20 protein-coding genes and 2 tRNA genes are annotated in these 21,916 nt (G+C 69.4%); 10 read left to right on the top strand and 12 right to left on the bottom strand.

Annotation, left to right across the window (positions count from 1 at the left end):
• Positions 1 to 132: 132 nt before the first annotated feature.
• Complete coding sequence (locus OG707_RS26615; RefSeq protein ID WP_329122556.1) at positions 133 to 1,821, top strand: ABC transporter family substrate-binding protein; 1,689 nt, start codon at positions 133 to 135, stop codon at positions 1,819 to 1,821.
• Here the strand turns inward: OG707_RS26615 and OG707_RS26610 are convergent, their stop codons facing one another.
• On the bottom strand, positions 1,822 to 2,418 hold the full coding sequence (locus OG707_RS26610; RefSeq protein ID WP_329122554.1) for a TetR/AcrR family transcriptional regulator: 597 nt from the start codon (positions 2,416 to 2,418) through the stop codon (positions 1,822 to 1,824).
• Between the two features lie 120 nt (positions 2,419 to 2,538).
• On the opposite strand from OG707_RS26610, the gene hisN reads away from it, so the two are divergent.
• Both hisN and OG707_RS26600 read left to right on the top strand, forming a co-directional pair.
• Positions 2,539 to 3,339 carry a histidinol-phosphatase gene (hisN, locus tag OG707_RS26605; protein ID WP_329122552.1) on the top strand — a complete coding sequence of 267 codons (801 nt, stop codon included), beginning with the start codon at positions 2,539 to 2,541 and terminating at the stop codon, positions 3,337 to 3,339.
• 170 nt (positions 3,340 to 3,509) lie between these two features.
• Positions 3,510 to 3,914, top strand: a complete 405-nt coding sequence (locus OG707_RS26600; protein WP_329122551.1) for a CBS domain-containing protein — start codon at positions 3,510 to 3,512, stop codon at positions 3,912 to 3,914.
• 64 nt (positions 3,915 to 3,978) lie between these two features.
• Here OG707_RS26600 and OG707_RS26595 read toward each other — a convergent pair whose 3' ends face one another.
• A complete protein-coding gene (locus OG707_RS26595; RefSeq protein WP_329122549.1) occupies positions 3,979 to 5,451 on the bottom strand; it encodes a catalase in 1,473 nt (490 codons plus the stop codon).
• A 127-nt stretch (positions 5,452 to 5,578) separates the two neighbouring features.
• On the opposite strand from OG707_RS26595, the gene OG707_RS26590 reads away from it, so the two are divergent.
• The 4 genes from OG707_RS26590 to OG707_RS26575 all read left to right on the top strand — a co-directional run bounded on the left by OG707_RS26590 (position 5,579) and on the right by OG707_RS26575 (position 9,203).
• Positions 5,579 to 5,995 (top strand): Fur family transcriptional regulator, encoded by a 417-nt coding sequence (locus OG707_RS26590; protein ID WP_329122548.1) that lies wholly within the window; start codon positions 5,579 to 5,581, stop codon positions 5,993 to 5,995.
• 384 nt (positions 5,996 to 6,379) lie between these two features.
• A complete protein-coding gene (locus OG707_RS26585) occupies positions 6,380 to 7,165 on the top strand; it encodes an ABC transporter ATP-binding protein (RefSeq protein WP_329122546.1) in 786 nt (261 codons plus the stop codon).
• On the top strand, positions 7,162 to 8,037 hold the full coding sequence (locus OG707_RS26580; RefSeq protein WP_329122543.1) for an ABC transporter permease: 876 nt from the start codon (positions 7,162 to 7,164) through the stop codon (positions 8,035 to 8,037). The genes OG707_RS26585 and OG707_RS26580 overlap by 4 nt, the downstream gene beginning before the upstream one ends.
• Positions 8,038 to 8,066: 29 nt before the next feature.
• The gene (locus OG707_RS26575; RefSeq protein WP_329122541.1) at positions 8,067 to 9,203 is read left to right on the top strand and encodes an ABC transporter substrate-binding protein; all 1,137 of its coding nucleotides are present in this window, start codon (positions 8,067 to 8,069) and stop codon (positions 9,201 to 9,203) included.
• Positions 9,204 to 9,266: 63 nt separating this feature from the next.
• Here OG707_RS26575 and OG707_RS26570 read toward each other — a convergent pair.
• From OG707_RS26570 to OG707_RS26555, 4 genes are all read right to left on the bottom strand, one after another.
• Positions 9,267 to 9,340, bottom strand: a tRNA-Met gene (locus OG707_RS26570).
• A 79-nt stretch (positions 9,341 to 9,419) separates the two neighbouring features.
• On the bottom strand, positions 9,420 to 11,189 hold the full coding sequence (locus OG707_RS26565; RefSeq protein ID WP_329122539.1) for a tetratricopeptide repeat protein: 1,770 nt from the start codon (positions 11,187 to 11,189) through the stop codon (positions 9,420 to 9,422).
• A 218-nt stretch (positions 11,190 to 11,407) separates the two neighbouring features.
• Positions 11,408 to 11,481 (bottom strand) — tRNA-Met (locus OG707_RS26560).
• 42 nt (positions 11,482 to 11,523) lie between these two features.
• Positions 11,524 to 14,391: a UPF0182 family membrane protein gene (locus OG707_RS26555; RefSeq protein ID WP_329127984.1), complete on the bottom strand. Its 2,868-nt coding sequence runs from the start codon at positions 14,389 to 14,391 to the stop codon at positions 11,524 to 11,526.
• 136 nt (positions 14,392 to 14,527) lie between these two features.
• On the opposite strand from OG707_RS26555, the gene OG707_RS26550 reads away from it, so the two are divergent.
• The gene (locus tag OG707_RS26550; protein ID WP_329122537.1) at positions 14,528 to 15,088 is read left to right on the top strand and encodes a PPA1309 family protein; all 561 of its coding nucleotides are present in this window, start codon (positions 14,528 to 14,530) and stop codon (positions 15,086 to 15,088) included.
• 21 nt (positions 15,089 to 15,109) lie between these two features.
• Here OG707_RS26550 and OG707_RS26545 read toward each other — a convergent pair whose 3' ends face one another.
• The 4 genes from OG707_RS26545 to OG707_RS26530 all read right to left on the bottom strand — a co-directional run bounded on the left by OG707_RS26545 (position 15,110) and on the right by OG707_RS26530 (position 18,262).
• Positions 15,110 to 16,210: a YlbL family protein gene (locus OG707_RS26545; protein ID WP_329122535.1), complete on the bottom strand. Its 1,101-nt coding sequence runs from the start codon at positions 16,208 to 16,210 to the stop codon at positions 15,110 to 15,112.
• A 63-nt stretch (positions 16,211 to 16,273) separates the two neighbouring features.
• A complete protein-coding gene (locus tag OG707_RS26540; RefSeq protein WP_329122534.1) occupies positions 16,274 to 16,432 on the bottom strand; it encodes a hypothetical protein in 159 nt (52 codons plus the stop codon).
• A 164-nt stretch (positions 16,433 to 16,596) separates the two neighbouring features.
• Positions 16,597 to 17,055 (bottom strand): molybdenum cofactor biosynthesis protein MoaE, encoded by a 459-nt coding sequence (locus OG707_RS26535; protein ID WP_329122532.1) that lies wholly within the window; start codon positions 17,053 to 17,055, stop codon positions 16,597 to 16,599.
• Positions 17,056 to 17,152: 97 nt separating this feature from the next.
• On the bottom strand, positions 17,153 to 18,262 hold the full coding sequence (locus tag OG707_RS26530) for an SDR family oxidoreductase (protein ID WP_329122530.1): 1,110 nt from the start codon (positions 18,260 to 18,262) through the stop codon (positions 17,153 to 17,155).
• A 193-nt stretch (positions 18,263 to 18,455) separates the two neighbouring features.
• Between OG707_RS26530 and OG707_RS26525 the strand changes: the two genes are divergently transcribed.
• Both OG707_RS26525 and OG707_RS26520 read left to right on the top strand, forming a co-directional pair.
• On the top strand, positions 18,456 to 19,865 hold the full coding sequence (locus OG707_RS26525) for a zinc-dependent metalloprotease (RefSeq protein ID WP_329122529.1): 1,410 nt from the start codon (positions 18,456 to 18,458) through the stop codon (positions 19,863 to 19,865).
• Positions 19,862 to 20,392: an NUDIX hydrolase gene (locus tag OG707_RS26520; RefSeq protein WP_329122527.1), complete on the top strand. Its 531-nt coding sequence runs from the start codon at positions 19,862 to 19,864 to the stop codon at positions 20,390 to 20,392. The genes OG707_RS26525 and OG707_RS26520 overlap by 4 nt, the downstream gene beginning before the upstream one ends.
• Positions 20,393 to 20,455: 63 nt before the next feature.
• Here the strand turns inward: OG707_RS26520 and OG707_RS26515 are convergent, their stop codons facing one another.
• A complete protein-coding gene (locus OG707_RS26515) occupies positions 20,456 to 21,211 on the bottom strand; it encodes an AIM24 family protein (RefSeq protein ID WP_329122524.1) in 756 nt (251 codons plus the stop codon).
• 16 nt (positions 21,212 to 21,227) lie between these two features.
• Entirely contained in the window at positions 21,228 to 21,911 is a 684-nt protein-coding gene (locus OG707_RS26510) for an AIM24 family protein (protein WP_329122523.1), read from the bottom strand.
• Positions 21,912 to 21,916: the final 5 nt, after the last annotated feature.

The following is a 21,916-nucleotide window of genomic DNA, read 5'->3' as shown; positions in this document are numbered from 1 at the left end:
CAATTGTTGCGTCCACGCAAAGAATTCATAACAGCACTCCCATGAGACTCCCGCTGTGCCGCGGCGGCGACTTACGGTCTGCGGAGCCTGCGGTCTCGATCAGACCGCACCACGACCGGAGGAAGAAATCCGATGCGCAGAACCACCGTCCTCGCCATCGCCGCAGCTGCGTCGGCCACCCTGGTGGCCACCGGCTGCGGTTCCTCCGGGAGCGACGACAAGCCGGCCACGAAGCAGGCGGCCCCCTCGGTGGACGGGCAGGGCATCAACGTCCGCCCGCTGAGCGACCTCAAGCAGGGCGGTTCGCTGCGGTTCCGCATCGACCAGTGGATCACGCAGTACAACATCAACCAGGTCGACGGCCAGCAGGGCGACGCGCAGGACATCATCAAGGCCGTCCTGCCCGACCTGTTCGACGCCGACACCAAGGGCGCGATCCACACCAACCCCAGCTTCCTCGTCTCGGCGAAGGTCACCTCGACCAGCCCGCAGGTCGTGGAGTACACGCTGAACCCGAAGGCCAAGTGGTCCGACGGAAAGCCGCTGAGCTGGAAGGACTTCGAGGCGCAGTGGAAGGCGCTGAACGGCACCAACACCGCCTACGAAGCCTCCGACACCTCCGGCTACGACCACATATCCAAGGTCGAGCAGGGCGCGGACGCCCACGCGGTGAAGGTCACCTTCAACAAGCCCTACGCCGACTGGCAGCGCCTCTTCGACCCGCTGTACCCGGCCGCGTACATCGACACCCCGGAGAAGTTCAACAAGGGCTGGGCCGAGAAGGCCCCGGTCACCGGCGCGGCCTTCAAGGTCGGTACGTACGACAAGACCGCCCAGACCGTCACGATCGTCCCCGACCCCGCCTGGTGGGGCCCGAAGCCCAAGCTGGACTCGGTGGTCTACCGCGTCCTGGACTCCTCCGCGGGCACCGAGGCGTACCTCAACAAGGAGCTCGACGAGACGACCGCGCTGCTCCCCGAGGACTACAAGCGCCTGGCCAAGGCGGCGGACACGGACATCAGGCGCGGCGCCCGCTGGGACGAGGTGCACATCACGCTCAACGGCGGCCGCGGCCCGCTGAAGGACGTGAAGGTCCGCAACGCCCTGCAGGCGGCGATCAACCGCGCCGGGGTCAACGAGAGCTTCAGCAAGGACCTCACCTTCGAACTGAAGCCGCTGAACAACCACTTCTTCATGCCGAACCAGGAGGGGTACCAGGACAACTCCAGCGAGTTCGACAAGTACGACCCCGAGAAGGCGAAGAAGCTCCTCGAGGAGGCCGGCTGGAAGGACGCGGGCGAGGGCAAGCCGCGTACCAAGGACGGCAAGAAGCTCACGCTGGACTACACGCTGAGCGCGGGCGGCACCTCCGCCCAGAGCGACCAGGCGGAGCTGGTGCAGCAGATGCTCGGCGCGGTGGGCGTGAAGGTCAACATCAAGTCGGTCCCGGCCAACGACTTCTTCAACAAGTTCGTCAACACGGGCAACTTCGACCTCGTCAGCTTCCGCAACGTCGACGCGGTCTACCAGACGATGCTGACCTCGACCTTCCGGCAGCCGCAGGGCAAGAACCTCTTCCAGAACTTCGGCTCGATCGGCTCGCCGGAGATCGACGCGCTGCTGACGAAGGCCGGCGAGACCACCGACCACGCCGAGTCGATCAAGCTCTACAACCAGGCGGACGTCCTGATCTGGAAGCTCGGCCACTCCATCGAGCTCTACCAGCGCCCGCAGATCGACGCGGTCCGCAAGGGCCTCGCCAACTACGGCGCCTTCGGTCTGGCCGACACCGACTACACGAAGGTCGGCTGGGTCAAGTAGTCACGAAGCAGCCGTGGCGTCCCGCACCAGCCGCCCCACCCCCTGCCCGCCCGGCGCGACGACGTAGCTGAGCGCCAGGCGCAGGGTCACCTCGCAGCGGTACGCGATCGACCCGGCCTCCTCCTTGGGGCGGCCGGGTTCCAGCGCGGCGACCGCCCGGTCCCGTACGACGGCGAGCAGTTCGGCGGGGCCCGGCAGGCCCACGTCGGCCCGGCGCTGGGCGGGGACGGGGGATGCGCTCGTACGGGCGGCGGGGCGCGGGACGGGCAGCCGCTCGCCCCAGCAGCCGGTGAGCAGCGCCCGTACCAGCGGATGACCGCGGGCCGTCGCCACGGTCCACTCGGCGACGGCGGCCAGCCGGTCGGCGGGGGTGGCCGCCGTCTCGCCGAGCGCCCGGTCGACCCCGCGCAGATAGACGTCGGCCTCGCGCCGCACGAGGGCGCGGGCGAGGCCGTCCTTGCTGCCGAACTCGTTGTAGAGCGTCTGCCGGGAGACCCCGGCGGCTGATGCGACATCCACCATGCGCACGGCGGACCAGGGCAGGCCCGTGAGCGCGGAGAGGGCGGAGTCGAGTAAGGATTCGCGCGCTGTAGGCATCGTTGCCTCCCAGGCCTTGCGGCTCTGAACTCAGACTTGACGCGCCGCGGAGCGGTGTCAATAGCCTGCGCAGACGGGGCCCTGTGGCCCGATCAGGGCCTGATGGCTACTGTGGCGACCATGCCCGACTACCACGATGATCTGCGCCTCGCCCATGTCCTGGCGGACGCCGCCGACGCGGCGACGATGGACCGGTTCAAGGCGCTCGACCTCAAGGTCGAGACGAAGCCGGACATGACCCCGGTCAGCGAGGCCGACAAGGGCGCCGAGGAGCTGATCCGCGGCCAGCTCCAGCGGGCCAGGCCGCGAGACGCGATCCTCGGCGAGGAGTTCGGTCTGGCGGGCACGGGCCCCCGGCGCTGGATCGTCGACCCCATCGACGGCACCAAGAACTATGTGCGCGGAGTGCCGGTCTGGGCGACGCTGATCTCCCTCACGGTGGTGGGCGAGGGCGGATACGAACCGGTGGTCGGCGTGGTCTCGGCGCCCGCGCTGGGCCGCCGCTGGTGGGCGGCGAAGGGCGGCGGCGCGTACACGGGACGCAGTCTCTCCTCGGCGACGCGGCTGCATGTCTCCAACGTCGGCAAGATCGCGGACTCCTCCTTCGCGTACTCCTCGCTCACTGGCTGGGAGGCGCAGGGCCGGCTCGACGGCTTCCTGGACCTGACCCGCGACTGCTGGCGGACGCGCGGCTACGGGGACTTCTGGCCGTACATGATGGTCGCCGAGGGCTCGGTGGACATCTGCGCCGAGCCGGAGCTCTCGCTCTGGGACATGGCGGCGAACGCGATCATCGTCGAGGAGGCGGGCGGCCGCTTCACCAGCCTGGACGGGGTGCGCGGCGTGGAGGGCGGCAATGCGGCGGCCTCCAACGGCCTGCTCCACAACGACCTGCTGGGCTATCTCAACCAGCGCTACTAGCCGTATCCGGGGCGCGTGAGGGGCGTGAGCCGTCTTTTTACGCGCCCCTCAACTTGCTTCTACCACCCCCTTGTTGACCCCACGACGGGATGCGACTCTATGAGTCCCCCCACTTGTGAACTTGTGAATCGGTTCTCGTGTTCCGGTCCACCAAGGAGGTGGCTCCATTCATGCTCGTCCGCGACGCCATGAGCACAGTGGTCCTCACCATCGGTCCCGCCCACACCCTGCGTCAGTCCGCCCGGCTGATGTCGGCACGCCGCGTCGGCGCGGCCGTGGTCCTCGACCCCGACACCAGCGGCCTCGGCATCCTCACCGAACGCGACATCCTCAACGCGGTGGGAGCGGGCCTCGACCCCGACCGTGAACTCTCCGCGACCCACACCACGACCGACGTCGTCTTCGCCGCACCGTCCTGGACCCTGGAGGAGGCGGCCACGGCCATGGCGCACGGCGGCTTCCGGCATCTGATCGTGCTGGACGACGCGGGCCCGGTGGGCGTCGTGTCGGTGCGCGACATCATCCGCTGCTGGGCGCCGGTCAGGCTGCACCCGGCGGAGCAACTGGTCTCCTGACCGAGCCACAGGAAAAGGGCCGGGCACCCCGCGAACGGAGCCCGGCCCTCTCCTCACTCCTGCCTCAGGCGCGCAGGGCGGCGACCGCCGCCTCCAGCCGCTTGCCGAAGTCACCGTCGGCCTGACGGAAGTTGTCGATCGCACGCTCGGCGATGTCGTCGCGCGACACCTTGGCGATGAACCCGGAGAGGTTCTCGATCAGGCGGGTCTTCTCGTCCTCGGAGTAGAGCCGGTACAGATTCCCGGCCTGCACGAAGTCGTTGTCCTCGGCGTGGCTGGGCGCCTCGTGGTTGCCCGTCGCACCGGTGACCTGGGCGGGCTGCCACAGGGGCCGGTCCGTCTGGAAGGGACCGCCGAAGGAGTTCGGCTCGTAGTTCTTGGCGCCCTTGTGCCGGCCGTCGTACAGCGCGCCGTCACGGGAGTTGGTGCGCGCCTCGGTGGCGTGCGGGCGGTTCACGGGCAGGTGGTCGGCGTTGATGCCGACGCGGTACCGGTGGGCGTCGCCGTACGCGAACAGCCGCCCCTGGAGCATCTTGTCGGGCGAGGGACCGATGCCCGGCACGAAGTGGGCCGGCGAGAAGATGGACTGCTCGGTCTCGGCGAAGACGTTCTCGGGGTTGCGGTTGAGCTCGAGCTTGCCGATCTCGATGGGCGGGTAGTCCTCGTGCGGCCAGACCTTGGTCAGGTCGAACGGGTTGAAGCGGTACGTCGCCGCCTCGGCCGCCGGCATGATCTGCACCTGCACGGTCCAGGACGGGAATTCACCGCGCTCGATGGCCTCGCGCAGGTCCCGCTGGTGGCTGTCGGGGTCCTCACCGGCAAGCTGGTTGGCCTCGGCCTGGGTGAGGTTCTTGATGCCCTGGTCGGTCTTGAAGTGGTACTTGACCCAGAAGACCTCGCCGGCCTCGTTGTTCCACTGGAACGTGTGCGAGCCGTACCCGTTCATGTGGCGCAGGGTGGCCGGGATGCCGCGGTCACCGAAGAGCCAGGTCACCTGATGGGTGCTCTCGGGAGACAGCCCCCAGAAGTCCCATACGTTGTCGGCTTCCTGCGAGCCGGTGTACGGGTCGCGCTTCTGGGTGTGGATGAAGTCGGGGAACTTGATGGCGTCCTTGATGAAGAAGACGGGGGTGTTGTTCCCGACGAGGTCGTAGTTCCCCTCCTCGGTGTAGAACTTCAGCGCAAAACCACGAGGGTCGCGCACGGCGTCGGCGGACCCGAGGTTGCCGGCCACGGTGGAGAACCGCAGGAACGTCTCGGTCTGCTTCCCGACCTCGGACAGGAACTTCGCACGCGTCCACTGCGAGACATCGCGGGTCAGCGTGAAGGTGCCGTACGCACCGGCGCCGCGCGCATGCACGATGCGCTCCGGGATGCGCTCACGGTTGAAGTGCGCGAGCTTCTCCAGCAGCGCCTGGTCCTGGACGAGCACGGGGCCGCCGACGCCGGCGGTCTCGCTGTTCTGGTTGTCCGCGACCGGTGCGCCGGCCTCCGTGGTGAGCGGTCCCTGCGACGTCATGTGCGCCTCCTGCGTCATTCCTGCCAGTCCTGTCCATGGCGTTGAAGCCATCACCGACCCTACACTGGACTTTGTCCAAATCAATCAGAGGTCCAAAGTCACACCTGTTCGGGACTTCGGTCCCTTCCCTGTTAGGCTGACCCTTATGAGTGACCTGTTGGAACGCCTTCGCGGCCGAGGCTGGCGGATGACCGCGCAGCGCCGTGTCGTGGCCGAGGTCCTCGACGGCGACCACGTCCACCTGACGGCCGACGAGGTGCACGCCCGCGCCGTGTCACGGCTGCCCGAGATCTCGCGCGCGACCGTCTACAACACCCTGGGCGAGATGGTGTCGCTCGGCGAGATCCTCGAGGTCTCCACGGACCACCGAGCCAAGCGGTACGACCCGAACGCGCACCGCCCCCACCAGCACCTGGTCTGCGCCCAGTGCGGCGCGATCCGCGACGTCCACCCGACGGGCAACCCCCTGACGTCACTCCCGGACACGGAGCGCTTCGGCTTCACGATCTCCGGCGTAGAGGTCACCTACCGAGGCATCTGCCCGGCCTGCGCGACAGCCTGACGCAGACACCCGAGGGCCCCGGCACGCGAGAGCGCGCCGGGGCCCTCGCGCGTGCCACGCCAGCCCCTGCACACCTGTCCTCCTGTCCTCCTGTCCTCCTGTCCTCCTGTCCTCCTGTCCTCCTGTCCTCCTGTCCTCCTGTCCTCCTGCGGATATCAAGCCCACATCAGGCAAAATCAAGCCCCTCCGGCGATTGAGGAGCGGGGGTCCGGGGGCGGAGCCCCCGAAAAGGCGGGGCCAGGGGGTCCGGGGCTCCACCCCGGTTTCGAGAAGGGGCGGGATCGGGGAAGCCCCCCCAGCCCCACCCACCGCACCCCTTCCACAATCTGACGCCCCGTCATATTCTCGGCCGCGATAATTCCCGCCCTCCGCAAGGAGCACAAGGTGGCCGACCCGCACCCCACCCCCAAACTCCAAGCCCGCACCCTCACCCGCACCTTCGGCCGAGGCCACAAGTCCCTCCCCGCCCTGGGCCCCCTGGACCTGGACATCCCCCCGGGCGAGTTCACCTGCATCGTCGGCCCCTCGGGCTGCGGAAAGTCCACCCTCCTCCGCATAGCCGCCGGCCTCCTCCGCCCCTCCCAGGGCGAACTCCGCATCCGTACGACCTCCCCCCGCCCCGCCGCGATGATCTTCCAGGACTACGGCATCTACGACTGGAAGACCGTCCTCGCCAACGTCCGCTTCGGCCTGGACATCCAGCACACCCCCCGCGCCGAGGCCAACGCCAAGGCCCGCGACTGGCTCGCCCGCCTGGGCCTGGCCGACTTCGCCGACGCCTACCCCGCCACCCTCTCCGGCGGCATGCGCCAACGCGTCGCGATCGCCCGCGCCCTCGCCGTGGAGCCCGAACTCCTCCTCATGGACGAGCCGTTCGCAGCCCTGGACGCCCAGCTCCGCACGATCCTCCAGGACGAGCTCCTCGAACTCACCCAGACCACCCGCACCACCACCCTCTTCATCACCCATAGCCTCGAAGAGGCGATCGTCCTGGGCGACCGTGTCCTGGTCATGTCCGCCCGCCCGGGCCGCATCATCGCCGAACGGCGCCCCCCGTTCCCCCGCCCCCGCACAGGCGACATTCGGTCGACCCCCGAATTCACCGAGCTCAAGAGCGAGTTGTGGGACCTGCTCCGCACCGAGGTACGCACAGAGAAGGCCCCGGCATGACAACAACCCACCAGCCCGACCAAGCAGAAGACCAAGAAGCCGTACTGGTCCGCAAACCGGGCCCCCAGGAACTCCACCCGGCCCGCACCCACCGACGCCGCCGCACCCTGGAGCTGACCCTGGCGGTCGCGGTCCCCCTCGCCCTGGTCCTCCTCTGGCAACTGGCCGCGTCCCAGCAGTGGATCGACGACCGCGTCTACCCCGCCCCCTCCACGATCCTCTCCGACGGCTGGGACCGCGCAGCCCAGGGCGACCTGTGGCCCGACGTCTGGGCCACCCTCAAGCGCGTACTCGGCGGCTACGCCATCGGCACTGTCGCGGGCTACGCCCTCGGCCTCCTCATGGGCTCCCTCCCCCTCGTCCGAGCAGCCCTCGAACCGCTCCTCGACGCCCTCTACGTCGTCCCGAAGCTCGCCCTGCTCCCCGTCTTCCTCAATATGTTCGGCCTGGGCGAGGGCCCTCAGATCGCACTCGTCGCCGCCACGGTCTTCTTCTTCGTATGGATCTCAACGATGGCCGCCGTCCTCGCAGTTCCCGTCGGTCACCGCGACGCGGGACAGGTCTTCGGCGCATCCCCCTGGCAGATGTTCCGGCACGTCCTGCTCCCCGCCTCCCTCCCCGCGGTCCTCGTCGGAGCCCGTATCGCGGCAGGCGTCGCCGTCCTGGTGATCGTCGCCTCGGAACAGATCGCCGCGTCCAACGGCCTCGGCCACCTGATCTTCGACTCCCGGGCGCTCTTCCAGAACGACGTGATGTTCGTGGGCATCGTCTGCGTGGCCGTCCTCGGAGTCCTCTTCTCCGAAGTGGTGCGCATCGTCGGCCGGTTGCTCACCCCCTGGGCCCCGCGCGACCGAGGCCGCAGCCAATCCTGATCCGCCCCTGCACGCCGTACGGAGGAACCATGCGTACCCGCACCACCACCGTCACCCTGCTCCTGGCCACCACCCTGCTCGCCTCGGCCGCCTGCGCGAAGCACGACGACAACGCCCCCGCCTCGGCGGCCAAGCCCCGCACCATCACCGCGGTCACCGGCTGTACGGCACACGGCTGGACCGACCCCGCCGACCTCGCCCCCGACCGCGCCCCGGCCCGCTGCGACAAGAACACCCCGGCCCCCAAGCCCCTCGCCAAGAAACGCAAACTCACCATCGCGACCGGAACGCTCGCGGCCGAGTACGTCGCCCCGCTCGAACTGGCCGTCCAGAAGGGCGAGTTCACCAAGGAGAACCTGGACGTCGAGCTGAAGGTCCTCCCCACCCCCGACGCCCTCCCCCTCCTCGCCAAGGGCGACATCGACGCCCAGTGGGCGGCCCCCGAGGCAGCCGTCATGAACGGCATCAACGGCGGCTTCGACATCAAATGGGTCGCGGGCAACTTCTCCCCCGCCCCCGCCTCCAAGAGCGGTCTCTGGGTCCGTCTCAAGGACGGCGAGACCGCGGCCTCCGCCTCCCTCAAGGGCGACAGGATGGGCACGATGATCGGCAAGGGCTCGGTGATCTCGTATCCGATGGAGAAGGCCCTCAAGGACCACGGCAGCAGCCTGACCGACATCGGCTTCCAGCAGCTCGGCTCCGCGGACGTCCTCACCGCCCTGCAGAACGGCGGCGTCGACTCCGCCTGGCTGCTCGACCCGATCTGGCGCAAGGTCGACGGCGACGCCAAGTACGCGTTCCTGGGCGGGCAGCCGCTCGGCGAACCGCTCGGCGGCGTCCTGTTCGGACCGAGCCTGCTGAACAAGGACCCGGACGCGGGGGTCGCCTTCCTGCGGGCGTACATCCGTACCGTCAACACCTACTTCGCCGGCGACTACAAGTCCGACCCGGCCTTCACCGCCTCCCTCGCCACGCTCCTCAAGACCGACGAGGCGATCCTCAAGTCGACCCCGTCGCTCCGCATGGACTGGGAGATCCGCAAGGGAACGACGGACCGCCTGCAGAAGTCGTACCTCGACGCGGGTGTCATGAAGGGATCTGCGCTGCCCGAGGACAGGACGGTCGACCGCTCGCTGTACGCGGAGGCGGTGGGCCACAAGCAGTAGAACCCGGCCCGGACACGACGAAGGCCCGGACTCTTTCGAGTCCGGGCCTTCGGTGCTACTGAGTAGCGGGGACAGGATTTGAACCTGCGACCTCTGGGTTATGAGCCCAGCGAGCTACCGAGCTGCTCCACCCCGCGTCGGTGAACACAACCTTACGGTGCCCCGCCGACCAGCGCAAATCGCTTCTGCCCCGTTGCACTCAGCCCGCGCACAGCCCTACGCACTGAGCTCCTGCCGCAGCGCCTCAAGGAGCCGGGCCGCCCGCTCCGCGACCTCCGCGGGCCCCAGCTCCGCCGCCCGCGCGCACCACTTCTGCCCCTCGGCGAGCTCTCCGCGCCGGATCGCCAGAAGCCCTATGCGCAGCGCGGCCCGCCCGTGCCCCGCGTTCGCCGCCCGCGCCCACCACAGACCGGCCTCGCGCTCGCTGCCCTCGCGGGCAAGCAGCAGCCCGAGGTTGAAGGCGCCGTTGCGGCTGCCCGCCTCGGCGGCCTCGCGGTACCAGCGCGCGGCCCCCTCGACGTCGTTGCGGGACGCGGCGAGCATCCCCACGCGCACCTGGGCACGCCGGTGCCCCTGCTCGGCTGCGCGCTCGTACCACTCCTCGCACTCGCTCTTCTCCGTCACCGGTTCGCCGAGGATCGGCGGCCCCGGCGGCGGCATCCGCGAGTCGAGCAGCGCACCGAGACGGAAGGCCGCCTCCGCGCTGCCGCCGCCCGCCGCGCACCGCAGATGGCGCTCCGCGCTCTGCTCCTCGCCGTCCCTGAGCAGGGCGATGCCGACCTGCAGGGCCGCCTCGGTGTGCCCGGCGGCGGCCGCCCGCTCGTACCAGACGAAGGCCGTACGGTCGTCGTCGCGGCCCGCGTGCAGGATGCCGAGGTTGAACGCGGCGTCCACGCTGCCGGCCTCGGCCGCCTTGGAGAACCAGGGCTCGGCCCCGGCCGGGTCGCCGCCCTGCAGCAGCAGGACGGCCAGCGCGTTGGCGGCCTCCCTGTGACCCGCGTAGGCGGCGCGCCGGTACCACTGCTCGGCCTGGGCGTTGCGGTTCTGGGCGGCGCAGAGCAGCGCGAGGTTGTACGCACCGTTGACGTCGCCCGCGTCCATGGCGGCCCGGTACCAGCGCTCGGCGGTCTGCTGCTCACCGCGGGCGGCGTGCAGCGCGCCCAGCGCGTTGGCGGCGTTCCCGTCGCCGTCCTGGGCGGCGCGCAGCCACCACACGGCCGCGCTCTCCTCGTCGCCCGCATCACGCAGCAGGAAGCCGAGCGCGCAGGCAGCCCGCGCCTCGCCGTCCTTGGCGGAGGTCAGGTACCAGCGGCCCGCCTCCTTGAGCTCGCCGCGCTTCTCGAGGATCGCCCCGAGGTGCAGGGCGGCCCGCCGATGCCCGCGTGCGGCCGCCTGCCGGTACCACTGCTCGGCCTCGGCGGCGGGCTTGTCCTCCGTCGCCGCACGGTCCAGGGCGCGCGCGAGGCGGTAGCTGGCCTCGCGGTGCCCCTGCTCGGCGGCGGCGCGCAGCCAGCGCTCGGCGCCGACGTCGCTGCGGTGCTCCAGAAGATCAGCCAGGGCGTACGCACCGAGCGCGTGCCCGGACTCGGCGGACTGCCGCAGCCAGTACTCGGCGGCGGGCTCGTCACCGCGCTCGCGGTAGTGCCGGCCCAGCGCATGGGCCGCGGCCGCGGAGCCCGCGACGGCGGCGATCCGCCACCAGCCGGCCGCCTCGTCGGCGTAGCCGCGCTGGTGGAGCAGGACACCCAGATTGTTGGCCGCCGCCCGGTCGCCCTCGCCGGTGGCGGCACGCAGGAGAGGCTCGGCCCCGTCGAGATCGCCGCGGCGCAGCAGCAGGGCACCGAGCGCGCTCATCGACGCGGCGTCGCCGCTCTCCGCCGCAGACCGAAAGCGCGCCTCGCTCTCGGCGTCCGCTCCGATATCGGTGTGCGTCTGCACAAACCGCCCTGTCTCCAACAGAGTTGCCCTGTCCCCCATAAATACCATCGTCGCACCACCTGCAACCCGCGTACACCTGGTATACCGCAGCCAGTGAGGTCACTTCAGCGTTTTGTCGACATGCCCACAGAGAGATAACTCAAACACGTTCCGGGCCCAACTCCCCCCGCACGGCGGCTTCTTCGGACCGTCACATGACAGAGGCAAAAGACCATATGCATGACGAAGGCCCGGATCTCTTCCGAGATCCGGGCCCAGGCCTTCAGTAGCGGGGACAGGATTTGAACCTGCGACCTCTGGGTTATGAGCCCAGCGAGCTACCGAGCTGCTCCACCCCGCGTCGTTGTGTTTCAACCGTACCACGACGCGGGGTGGGTCCTTCTCAGCTCTTCTTGGCCTTCGCCTCGGCGTCCGCGGCGCGCTGCAGAGCGTCCTGCAGGGCGGTCTGCGCCTTGCCGTACGCCTCCCAGTCGCCCTTCTTCAGCGCCGCCTGACCGTCGTCGTACGCCTTCTGCGCATCGGCGATGGCCTGCTTGGCGGTGGCGTTGCCGCCCGTGGCGGGCGGCGGTGTGGTGCCCGTGTCCGGTGGGGTCGTGGTGCCCGTCCCGTCCACCCCGAAGACCTCGTTCAGCGCCTCACTCAGCGTGTTCGCGAACGCGGTGGTGTCGCCGTCCGGAGAATCGGCGTCCGCGTACGAGACGGCCACCTTCTTCAGCAGCGGATAGTGCGAGTTGTTGCCCTGGGCGTACACCGGCTCGACGTACAGGAATCCGCCGTCGAGCGGCACCGTCAGCAGGTTTCCGTACTCGATGTCCGAGTCGGCGCCCTTCATGTCGCGCACAAAGTTGGCAACCGCCGGCAGACCGTTGAGCTTGTTCTGCACCTGTTCGGGACCTGGCACCTCGGACGTGACTCTCAGTAGTCTGATCTTGCCGTAGTCAGGGCTGGCCGCGTCGGCGTCGACCGCCATGAATCCGCCCAGGTTCGGCCGGCCGCTCGGAGTGAAGGTGGTGGTCAGCGAGAACTGCTGGCCGTCGCCCTTCTGCCCGGGCATCTTCATCGACAGGTAGTACGGCGGTACGGCCCGGTTGTCCTTGGTGGTCGGGTCGTTGGGGACCTGCCAGGCGTCACTGCCGCTGTAGAACTGCTTCGGGTCGGTGACGTGGTAGCGCGTCAGCAGCTCCCGCTGGACCTTGAACATGTCCTGCGGGTACCGGAGATGGGACATCAGATCCGTGGGGATCTCGCTCTTGTCCTTGACCGTGCCGGGGAACGCCTTCATCCAGGTCTTGAGGACCGGGTCCTTCTCGTCCCACTGGTAGAGCTTGACGTCGCCGGTGTACGCGTCGACGGTCGCCTTCACCGAGTTGCGGATGTAGTTGACCTGGTTCTGCTGGGCGACCACCGCCCGCTGGTTGTCGGTCAGCGAGTCGGCCGTGGTGTCACCGAGCGTCGTACGCGACGCGTACGGGTAGCCGTTGGTCGTCGTGTAGGCGTCGACCACCCACTGGATCTGCCCGCCGACCACCGCCGGATAGGCGTCGCCGTCGATGGTGAGCCAGGGGGCCACCGCCTCGACGCGCTGCTTCGGGGTGCGGTTGTAGAGGATCTTCGATCCCTCGCCGATGGCCCCGGAGTAGAGGATCTGCGGTTCGCCGAGGGTCACGGCGTACGCGGCCCGGTTGAACGGGTTGGAGAGGCTGACCCCGCTCTTGCCGGCGTAGCTGGTGGTCTTCTCGCCGTTGTCCTCGTAGTCGAGCTCCTTCTGCGGACCGCCGACGATCGAGTACTGCGTGGTCTTCTCGCCGTAGTAGATCCGCTGCTGGTACTCACCGAGGTTGCCCGTGGTCGGCAGACCGGACTCCGTGAAGACCGGTGCGCCGTTGGAGTCGGTGGCCGTGCCCTTGGCCGTGATCGCGCCGTAGCCGTGGGTGTAGGTGAAGTGGTCGTTGATCCAGTTGTGCTTCTGGATGCCCGCGATGTTCAGCTCGCGCAGACCGATGACCGTGTCCTGGCCCTTGTAGCGGTCGACGTCCAGGGTCGCCGGGAAGCCGTAGTACTTACGCTTCTGCTCCAGCTGCTGGAACGTCGGCGAGACGACGTTCGGGTCGATCAGCCGGTAGCTGGCGGCCAGATCGGCGTCCGCACGCTGCTTGGCGGTGTCCTTGGTGCTGCTCTTGCCCGAGTAGTCGACGACGTCCGTGTCTGCGATCTGGTACGCCTCACGGGTGGCATCGATGTTCTTCTGGATGTACGGCGCTTCCTTGGCCTGCTCGTTCGGCTGGACCGTGAACTTCTGCACGATCGCCGGGTAGAGCCCGCCGATGAGGATCGCCGAGAGCACCATCAGGCCGAAGCCGATCATCGGAAGCTGCCAGGTGCGGCGCCAGAGCGTCGCGAAGAACAGCAGGGCGCAGATGACCGCGATGCAGAACAGGATCGTCTTCGCCGGGAGATAGGCGTTGGCGTCGACGTACCGCAGACCCGTCCAGTTGCCGGTGGCCTTGAAGTCACTGGACTTCACCGCGAGGCCGTACCGGTCGAGCCAGTACGCGACGGCCTTGAGCGTGACGAAGATGCCGAGCAGCACCGAGAGGTGGCCGGTGGCGGCCGCCGTGGCGCGCGCTCCGGGGCTCGTGACGCGCAGTCCGCCGTACAGGTAGTGCACGAGGGCGGCGGCGATCAGCGAGAGCACGGCGGCCGCGAAGCCGAAGCCGAGCAGGAAGCGGTACCAGGGCAGGTCGAAGGCGTAGAACGACACGTCCAGATGGAACTGGGGGTCCTTCTGGTCGAAGGACACACCGTTGACGTACATCAGCCAGGTGCGCCACTGGCCCGACGCGGAAGCGCCCGCGATCAGGCCGACCAGCGCGGTGATCCCGAGCAGCAGCCACTTCTTGAACGGCTGGATGCCCATCCGGTAGCGGTCGAGCGACTGCTGCTCCATGGACATCGCGCTGAGCGGCGGCCGCAGCCGGTGCGCCAGCCAGATGTTCACGCCGACCGCGGCCGCCATGAGCAGGCCGAAGACGAGGAAGAGGCCGATCTTGGTCCACAGGGTGGTGGTGAAGACCGACGAGTAGTGGACGGAGCGGTACCAGAGCCAGTCGGTCCAGAACCCCGCGAACATGACGAACGCCATGGCCAGTACGGCCAGGACGCCCAGTGTCATGAGCAGGGTCCGGGCGCGCCGGGAGGGCCGGCCCACTCTGATCCGTGGCCCGGTCGGGCCTCCGCCGCGGTCCGGCATCTGGAAAGCCAACGTGCGCACCTCGAAGTTCGCGGTCGTGTCGAGCGGGCCCCGCGATCGTAGAGCCCACTCATGCAACTTACTGAGGCTTTACTCAGTTCCCGTTCCCGGGGTGGAAGAGGGCAGGATATTGACCATGTCCAACACGACCCCCTCAGGTTCCCCGATGGCCGCGAGCCCGCTGACCGTCGCGGTGCTCGAAATCGACGAGTACGCGTCCGGGCTCGGCTGGGACCAGCCGGCCCGTCTCTTCGCCCTCGTCGACACCGCGAAACTCCGTTCCCAGGAGCCGGGCATCGCCGCCCAGCTCGGCCTCGACACCGAAGGCCCGGCCCCTGCCGGGCTGACTCCGGTGGAGCAGGACGAGATCCCCGCCTCCACCCCGCTCGACGAATTCCTCGGCACGATCGCCTGGCCCGACGCGGTGGCCGGGTGCGCGATGACGGTGGAGCGGCTGATGCTCCCGCCGTCCGCGGAGTCGTCCGTACCGGAAGGGATGAACGACAAGCAGCTGGCCGCATGGGTGGCCAAGCACCCTGAGCGCCAGGAAGTGCGCATGACCGTGGCCGTGCTGCGCAACGGCAAGCGCGAATCGGCGCTGCGGCTGCGCGAGAAGGACTCCCCGAACGACGTCCTCACGGGCGCCGACCTGGTGCCCGGGCTCGCCGAGGCGCTGGCCGCCACCTTCGAGGCGTAACTCCGTGGGGAGAACGGCCGGCTAGCTTGCCGAGCAGCTCGGCAGGCCGGCCGTCTCCCCCGCACGGATCTTGGCGAGCGACTTCGTCGCGTCGTCGATGTTCTTCACCTTCACCAGCTTGAGGCCGGAGGGGGTGTCGGAAGCGGCGTCCGCGCAGTTCTCGCTCGGCGTCAGGAAGTACTCGGCGCCCGCGTTGCGCGCGGCGATCAGCTTCATCTCGATACCGCCGATCGGGCCCACGACGCCCTTGTCGTCGATGGTGCCGGTGCCCGCGATGAACTTGCCGCCCGTCAGTTCACCCGGCGAGAGCTTGTCCACGATGCCGAGGGAGAACATCAGGCCCGCGCTCGGACCGCCGACGTCGGCGAGCGAGATGTCGATGGTGAACGGGAACGTGTGGTCGGTGCCGGCCGTGATGCCGACGACCGCGCGGGACTTCCCGGTGTCGGGGTCGGTGGCCTTCTTCGTGGTGATGGCGACCTTCTCCGTCTCCGTCGCCTCCTTGCCGGCCTTCTCCGCCGCTGCCGCCTTCTTCGCCGGGACGATGGTGAACACGACCTCCTGGCCGGGGTCGCGCTTGGTCACCAGCTTCGCGACGTCCTTGGGCTCCTTGACGACCGTGCCGTCGACGGACTTGATGACGTCACCGGCGTGCAGTTTGCCCTCGGCGGGGCTGTCCTTGACGACCGTGGAGACCACGACCCGGGTCTTCACTGGGATGTTCAGCTCCGTGAGCGCCGCGACCTTGGCGCTCTCCTGGGACTGGCTGAACTCCTCGGCGTTCTCCTGGGTGGACTGCTGCTCCGTCTTCCCGTCCGGGTAGAGGGTGTTGTGCGGCACCACGAGGTTGTCGTGTGCCAGCCAGCCGTAGACCGCCTCGACGAGGTTCATGTTGTAGTCCGCGCCGGTGACCCTGACCGTCGTCATGTTGAGGTGACCGGAGGTCGGATAGGTCTGGTGGCCGGAAATGTTCAGTACGGGCTGGCCGTTCACCTCGCCGAGGGTGTTGACCGTCGGTCCCGGGCTCATCTCCGCGTACGGAACTTTGATGAGCACTCCGGCGCAGAGCAGCGCGATGAGGACCAGGGTGGAGGCGAGCATCGTCGCGGTGCGGCGTGGCATGGAACGACAGTACGGGACGGGTCTGTCAGCGCACCGCTGGGGCCGGTCCGTACGGGTCCCTGCTCAGGCGCTGTGTTCCTTCTCCATCGCCTCGCGGAACCGGGCGTATCCGGCCAGTTCGGAGACGTCTCCGGTCGTGCGGTGCCGGCCGGCCCAGCTGCCCCATATCGCGGCGCCGACGGCGGCCAGCAGCGGAATCAGCAACCAGGCGAGTGCCGCCATTCCGACCTCCGTGCCCCGTGCGTGCAGAACGTGCTGATCAGCAGATTAACCATCCACTGGTTCAACGCTCGTTGCTGGGGTCCGGTTACGCAAATCCGCGCTCGTGGGTCAACAGGCCCCGACCCGCCCTCCCGTCACCCGACCACCGCCCCTCAACGACGGCGCTACGCGCCGACCCACTCGTCTGTACCGTCCGAGAACTTCTGGTGCTTCCAGATCGGGACTTCGTGCTTGAGGTCGTCGATCAGCTTGCGGCAGGCCTCGAACGCCTCGCCGCGGTGCGGGCAGGAGACGGCGACGACGACGGCGAGATCGCCCACCGCGAGATCGCCCACCCGGTGGACCGCGGCCAGTGCCCGTACCGGATATTCCGCGGTGACCTTCTCGGCGACGCGTCGCATCTCCGCCTCGGCCGAGGGGTGGCAGGAGTACCCGAGGGCGTCGACGTCCGCGCCGCCGTCGTGGTTGCGCACGGTGCCGACGAAGAGCGCGGTGCCGCCCGCCGCGTCGTCGCCGACCGCCCGGAAGACCTCGTCCAGGCTCAGCGGGGTGTCGCGGATCTCCAGCAGCCGGATGGGGTCCTGCGCGGCCTGCTCGCCCGGGTGGTCGTGGGTGTTCGCCATGGCGCCCATCGTGCCGTACGGCACTGACATCGCGGAATGGCGTTTTCGACCGGCCCGTACGTGTCGCGGTTGGAGCCTCCTACCAGTTGCCCGGCAACTAGATGCGCCGGCGCGCCTTCCTGGCGCGCCGCACCACGGCCGCCGCACCCAGCAGCGCGACCGTCGCACCCGCCGCACCCGCGGCCGTCGCGTCCTTGCGGCCCAGCCGGCGGCCGGCCACCGTGTGGCGGCCCGCGACCTCGGCGAGGAGCTCCGCGAGGACCTCCTCGTTGGTCCACTGCGGACGCCAGCCCGCGTCGTGGAGGCGGCCGACGCTGACCACCCAGGGGTGCATCGTGTACGCAAGATCACCTGCGGGAGAGGGCGTGAGGCCGATCCGGTGCAGCCGGGCGGCGGCTCCGAGCGCCACCGCCGACGGCAGCTCCATGCGGCGGATGCCGCTGAGCTCCTCGACCTCCTCCTGCTCCAGCCAGCCGTCGCAGCCGACCGCGAACTCGCCGTCGACCTTCTCCAGGACGGCGTACTCCAGGGCGCTCACCAGGTCCTCGACGTGGCAGAACTGCCAGGTGGGGCGGGAGCCCGCGACGACCAGGAGGCGCGGCGACTCGAAGTAGCGGGTCAGCGCGGTGTCCGTGCCTCCCACCAGGACGGCGGGCCGGACGACCGTGACATGGAGGCCGGGGTGGGCGCGCGGGGCGCGGCGGCCGAGGCGTTCGATCTCCAGGAGGTCGCCGACACCCGTGGCCTCGGCGGTCGCGCGCAGCTCGGCGTCCTCGGAGAGCGGGATGTCGTTGTCCTCGAGGGCTCCGTAGACCATCGCGGAGGTGCACAGCACGACCCGGTGGACCCCGGCCGCCGCGGCGGCCGTCAGGACGGTCTGGGTTCCACGGACGTTGTAGGCCGTACGGGCGGCGGGGTCCGTCTCCAGGTCGAGATCGAGCGCGAGATGGACCACCACGTCTGCGCCGCGCAGCTTCTCGGCGATCGCCGGGTCGCGTACGTCCAGGATCTGCCACTGCGCCTCGGAGACCTCGCCCCGGCGCTCGTCGATGGCGATGACCTGCTTGATCTCCTCGGAGGCTGCGAGGCGCTCCGTGAGCAGCGCACCGACTCCCGAGGCGGCGCCGGTCACCGCGACGACGGGCCCCTTGGGGGTGGGGGTTGAGAGGTTTCGCGCTGCGCGAACCTGCGGATCTGGGGAACTCACCGGGCGTCTCCAGCGGTTGTCTTCAGTACGTACGCGAAACGACACGTACGGACCAGGTGGCGTCCATCCTGCCGCAGGCCGTGAGTCGGCGGAGCACCGAGCCCGAAAGCGGGGCACGCCCTTACGCTGGTTGTGTAGTCGGGCAAGCCGCTGTCGACCGTCCGGTCGGCGGCCCTACGAGCCGAGGAAACCCGTGAGTGACACCCCATTCGGATTCGGCCTTCCGCCGGAGGAGCCGGAGGACGGCGACGACGGCAAGAGCAAGGGCGGCCAGGGCGGTGGCCAGGGCCCGGCGAATCCCTTCGGGTTCGGTCCCGGTGCCGGAGGCGACAATCCCTTCGCCGCGATGTTCGGGTCGATGAACCCGAACGACCTGGGCGCGGCCTTCCAGCAGCTCGGCCAGATGCTCAGTTACGAGGGCGGTCCCGTGAACTGGGACATGGCCAAGGACATCGCACGTCAGACGGTCGCCCAGGGCACCGCCGACGGCACCAAGGACGCGAGTGTCGGCCCGGCCGAGACGGCTGCGGTGCAGGAGGCCCTGCGCCTGGCGGACCTGTGGCTGGACGGCGCGACCTCGCTGCCCTCGGGTGCGAGCACGGCCGTGGCCTGGAGCCGCGCCGAGTGGGTCGAGGCGACCCTCCCGGTGTGGAAGGAGCTCGTGGACCCGGTCGCCGAGCGTGTCGGCGCGGCCATGGGCGGTGTGCTGCCCGAGGAGATGCAGGCCATGGCGGGCCCGCTGCTCGGCATGATGCGCTCCATGGGCGGCGCCATGTTCGGCCAGCAGATCGGCCAGGCCGTGGGCGTGCTCGCGGGCGAGGTCGTCGGCTCGACCGACATCGGTCTGCCGCTCGGTCCGGCCGGCAAGGCCGCGCTGCTGCCCCTGAACGTGGAGGCCCTCGGCAAGGACCTGGGCATCGACAAGAACGAGGTGCGGCTGTATCTGGCGCTGCGCGAGGCCGCCCACCAGCGGCTCTTCGCCCATGTGCCGTGGCTGCGCTCGCATCTGTTCGGCGCGGTCGAGGGGTACGCCCGCGGGATCAAGGTCGACACCAGCAAGCTGGAGGACGTGGTCGGGCAGTTCGACCCGCAGTCCCCCGAGCAGCTGCAGGAGGCGCTCCAGCAGGGCATGTTCCAGCCGGAGGACACGCCGGAGCAGAAGGCCGCGCTGGCCCGTCTGGAGACGGCGCTCGCACTGGTCGAGGGCTGGGTCGACGCGGTGGTGCACGAGGCCGCGAAGTCCCGGTTGACGTCGGCTGACGCGCTGCGCGAGACGCTGCGCAGGCGCCGGGCGTCCGGCGGTCCCGCCGAGCAGACCTTCGCCACGCTGATCGGCCTGGAGCTGCGTCCGCGCCGGCTGCGGGACGCGTCGCGGCTGTGGGCCTCGCTCACCGACGCGCGGGGTGTCGACGGGCGCGACGCGCTCTGGGAGCACCCGGACATGCTGCCGACGGCGACCGACCTGGACGACCCGGACGGTTTTGTCCACCACGAGCAGCTCGACTTCTCGGAGCTGGACAAGATGCTGGGCGAGGCGGCCGACCAGAACCGCCCCAAGGACGACAACGGCGAGGGTGACCCCGAGGGCGGCACTGCCAAGTGACCCTGCACGACGACGCGGCCCTCGTACTGAAGGCGTACGAGGGCACGGAGGAACAGGCTGAGCTGCGCCAGGTCTACCTGGACCATCTCTCCGCGCATCCGGACGGCATGTGGAAGGCCTGCGAGGCCGGGCACATCACGGCGAGCGCGCTGGTGGTGGACGTGGAGCGCGGCCGCGTACTGCTCACGCTCCACAAGAAGCTGCAGATGTGGCTCCAGATGGGCGGGCACTGCGAGCCGGGCGACGCTTCGCTGGCCGCCGCGGCGCTGCGCGAGGCGACGGAGGAGTCCGGGATCGAGGGGCTGGCGCTGCTTCCCGGCGGTCCGGTGAACCTGGACCGGCATCCGATTCCGGCGCCCTGCAACTGGCATCTCGATGTGCAGTACGCGGCGGTGGCCCCGCCGGGTGCGGTGGAGGCGATCAGCGAGGAGTCGCTGGACCTGCGCTGGTTCACCTTCGACGAGGTGGCGGGCGTGGCCGATGCGTCGGTCGTACGGCTCGTGGAGCGCACGCGCGCGGCGCTGTAGCCCGGAAACAGGTGTGTGTAAGGGGCGTCCGCCATTGGCGGACGCCCCTTACACATTGGCCTGCTAGCTCCAGGCGTTGCCCTGGTTCTGGCCACGCGCGCCCTGCTGCCCGATGCCGTACTGGGCGGCCAGGCCCTGTCCGATCTGCGCTCCCTGCGGGGGCATCACCTCGGACGGCTGGACCAGCGCGAAGCCCTGGCCGAGGAAGCTGAGCTCCCAGCCCTCGCCGGTGTTGCCGCGCCTGCGGGTGACGGACGAGGAGTAGGTCTGCGCCTGCATCTGCACCCGCAGCGACGCCGACCAGGCGACGACGGCGTCCGCGTCGGCGTTGACGTACTTGTCGGGCGTGACCTGCATCATCAGCGGCTGGCCCGAGGTCATCAGCGCGACCTTGCCCTGGCCGGTGATGTTGAGCTGGTACTTGCCGGATCCTGAGATCCCGTACTGGCTGTCCACCGCGACGACGGTGTAGCTCAGCGAGGAGTCCATCGCCAGGACGTAGGAGCTGTCCACGACCAGGCCCTCGTGGTCGACGTCCACGACATGGACGTGCTGCGCGAGGTTGGCGAAGTAGACGGTGCCCTGTCCCGAGCAGCGCATCAGGTCCAGGCCCTCACCGGTGGCGGCGCGGGCGCGGCCCTGCTGCTGGGACCGGTACTCGCCGTCGAATTCGATCAGCCCCTGGTAGGCGACCATCGATCCTTTGCGGGCGAGTACGTCGTCGTGCCCGGCCAGCGCGACCCGCAGGAGCTGCGGGTTCTGGGCGGTGTACCGGTCCTGGGTCTGCTGTTCCGTGTAGCTGAAAAGCGGGCTCTGCATGGTGTGTTCGCTCCCCTCAGCCCCGGGCCCGCAGGCGGTCCGTGCTGTCCTCGCTCGGCTGTACGACGACGATTCCCTCGCCGGAGAAGCCCATCTGGTACGCCTCTCCGCTGCCCCGCCCGATCAGCGAGGACGCCTTGAAGCTGCGCTTGCCCTTCACCTTGAGGTTCGGGGACCAGGCGACGAGTGCGTCCGGGTCGACGTACGTCTCGTCGTCGCCTCGGCCGCAGTCGACGACGACCGGTGTGCCGCGCGAGGTGATGGCGACCCAGCCGGTGCCCGACACCTTGACGTTCCACAGGCCCTGGCCTGCGAACTTGGCGAGGCCCTTGACCCGCTCGACGCCCCACTGGAGGGATGCGTCGAGGGCCAGGAGGTTGGTGCCGTTGACCGAGAGGGCGTCGTTGTTGAGGTTGATGACGACGATGTCCGCGCCGTAGTCGGCGAGGTAGAGCAGTCCGTCGCCGGAGCACTTCATGAGCGGTGCGCCTTCGCCGGTGATCCAGTCGCGGGCGATCTGGCGGACGGCGGGCGGGTTCGGCTCGTACTGCACGAAGCCCTCGTACGCGACCATCGAACCGGTGCGGGCGAGGAGGTCGTTGCCGGTCTGCATGGCGACCTTGAGCATCGTGCTGCCGTGGTTCTCCATGCGGGCGGCGATCGGGGTCGGGGCGAAGCCCGCGAGCTGCTGCTGTGTCATGACGG

Origin of the sequence: Streptomyces sp. NBC_01465 (assembly GCF_036227325.1) — a bacterium.
In the GTDB taxonomy this organism is placed as follows: domain Bacteria; phylum Actinomycetota; class Actinomycetes; order Streptomycetales; family Streptomycetaceae; genus Streptomyces.
The sequence above is the reverse complement of the archived record's forward strand: the minus strand, read 5'-3'. Positions and strand labels throughout refer to the sequence as shown.

Bases quoted from the DNA above. Each gene is read 5' to 3' on its own strand.
- OG707_RS26610 (WP_329122554.1), bottom strand. From the start codon at position 2,418: ATGCCTACAGCGCGCGAATCCTTACTCGACTCCGCCCTCTCCGCGCTC.
- OG707_RS26535 (WP_329122532.1), bottom strand. From the start codon at position 17,055: ATGGCGAACACCCACGACCACCCGGGCGAGCAGGCCGCGCAGGACCCC.
- OG707_RS26545 (WP_329122535.1), bottom strand. From the start codon at position 16,210: ATGCCACGCCGCACCGCGACGATGCTCGCCTCCACCCTGGTCCTCATC.
- OG707_RS26565 (WP_329122539.1), bottom strand. From the start codon at position 11,189: ATGGTATTTATGGGGGACAGGGCAACTCTGTTGGAGACAGGGCGGTTT.
- OG707_RS26555 (WP_329127984.1), bottom strand. From the start codon at position 14,391: ATGCCGGACCGCGGCGGAGGCCCGACCGGGCCACGGATCAGAGTGGGC.
- OG707_RS26510 (WP_329122523.1), bottom strand. From the start codon at position 21,911: ATGACACAGCAGCAGCTCGCGGGCTTCGCCCCGACCCCGATCGCCGCC.
- OG707_RS26615 (WP_329122556.1), top strand. From the start codon at position 133: ATGCGCAGAACCACCGTCCTCGCCATCGCCGCAGCTGCGTCGGCCACC.
- OG707_RS26575 (WP_329122541.1), top strand. From the start codon at position 8,067: ATGCGTACCCGCACCACCACCGTCACCCTGCTCCTGGCCACCACCCTG.
- OG707_RS26590 (WP_329122548.1), top strand. From the start codon at position 5,579: ATGAGTGACCTGTTGGAACGCCTTCGCGGCCGAGGCTGGCGGATGACC.
- OG707_RS26580 (WP_329122543.1), top strand. From the start codon at position 7,162: ATGACAACAACCCACCAGCCCGACCAAGCAGAAGACCAAGAAGCCGTA.
- OG707_RS26515 (WP_329122524.1), bottom strand. From the start codon at position 21,211: ATGCAGAGCCCGCTTTTCAGCTACACGGAACAGCAGACCCAGGACCGG.
- OG707_RS26550 (WP_329122537.1), top strand. From the start codon at position 14,528: ATGTCCAACACGACCCCCTCAGGTTCCCCGATGGCCGCGAGCCCGCTG.
- hisN (WP_329122552.1), top strand. From the start codon at position 2,539: ATGCCCGACTACCACGATGATCTGCGCCTCGCCCATGTCCTGGCGGAC.
- OG707_RS26600 (WP_329122551.1), top strand. From the start codon at position 3,510: ATGCTCGTCCGCGACGCCATGAGCACAGTGGTCCTCACCATCGGTCCC.
- OG707_RS26595 (WP_329122549.1), bottom strand. From the start codon at position 5,451: ATGACGCAGGAGGCGCACATGACGTCGCAGGGACCGCTCACCACGGAG.
- OG707_RS26540 (WP_329122534.1), bottom strand. From the start codon at position 16,432: ATGGCGGCACTCGCCTGGTTGCTGATTCCGCTGCTGGCCGCCGTCGGC.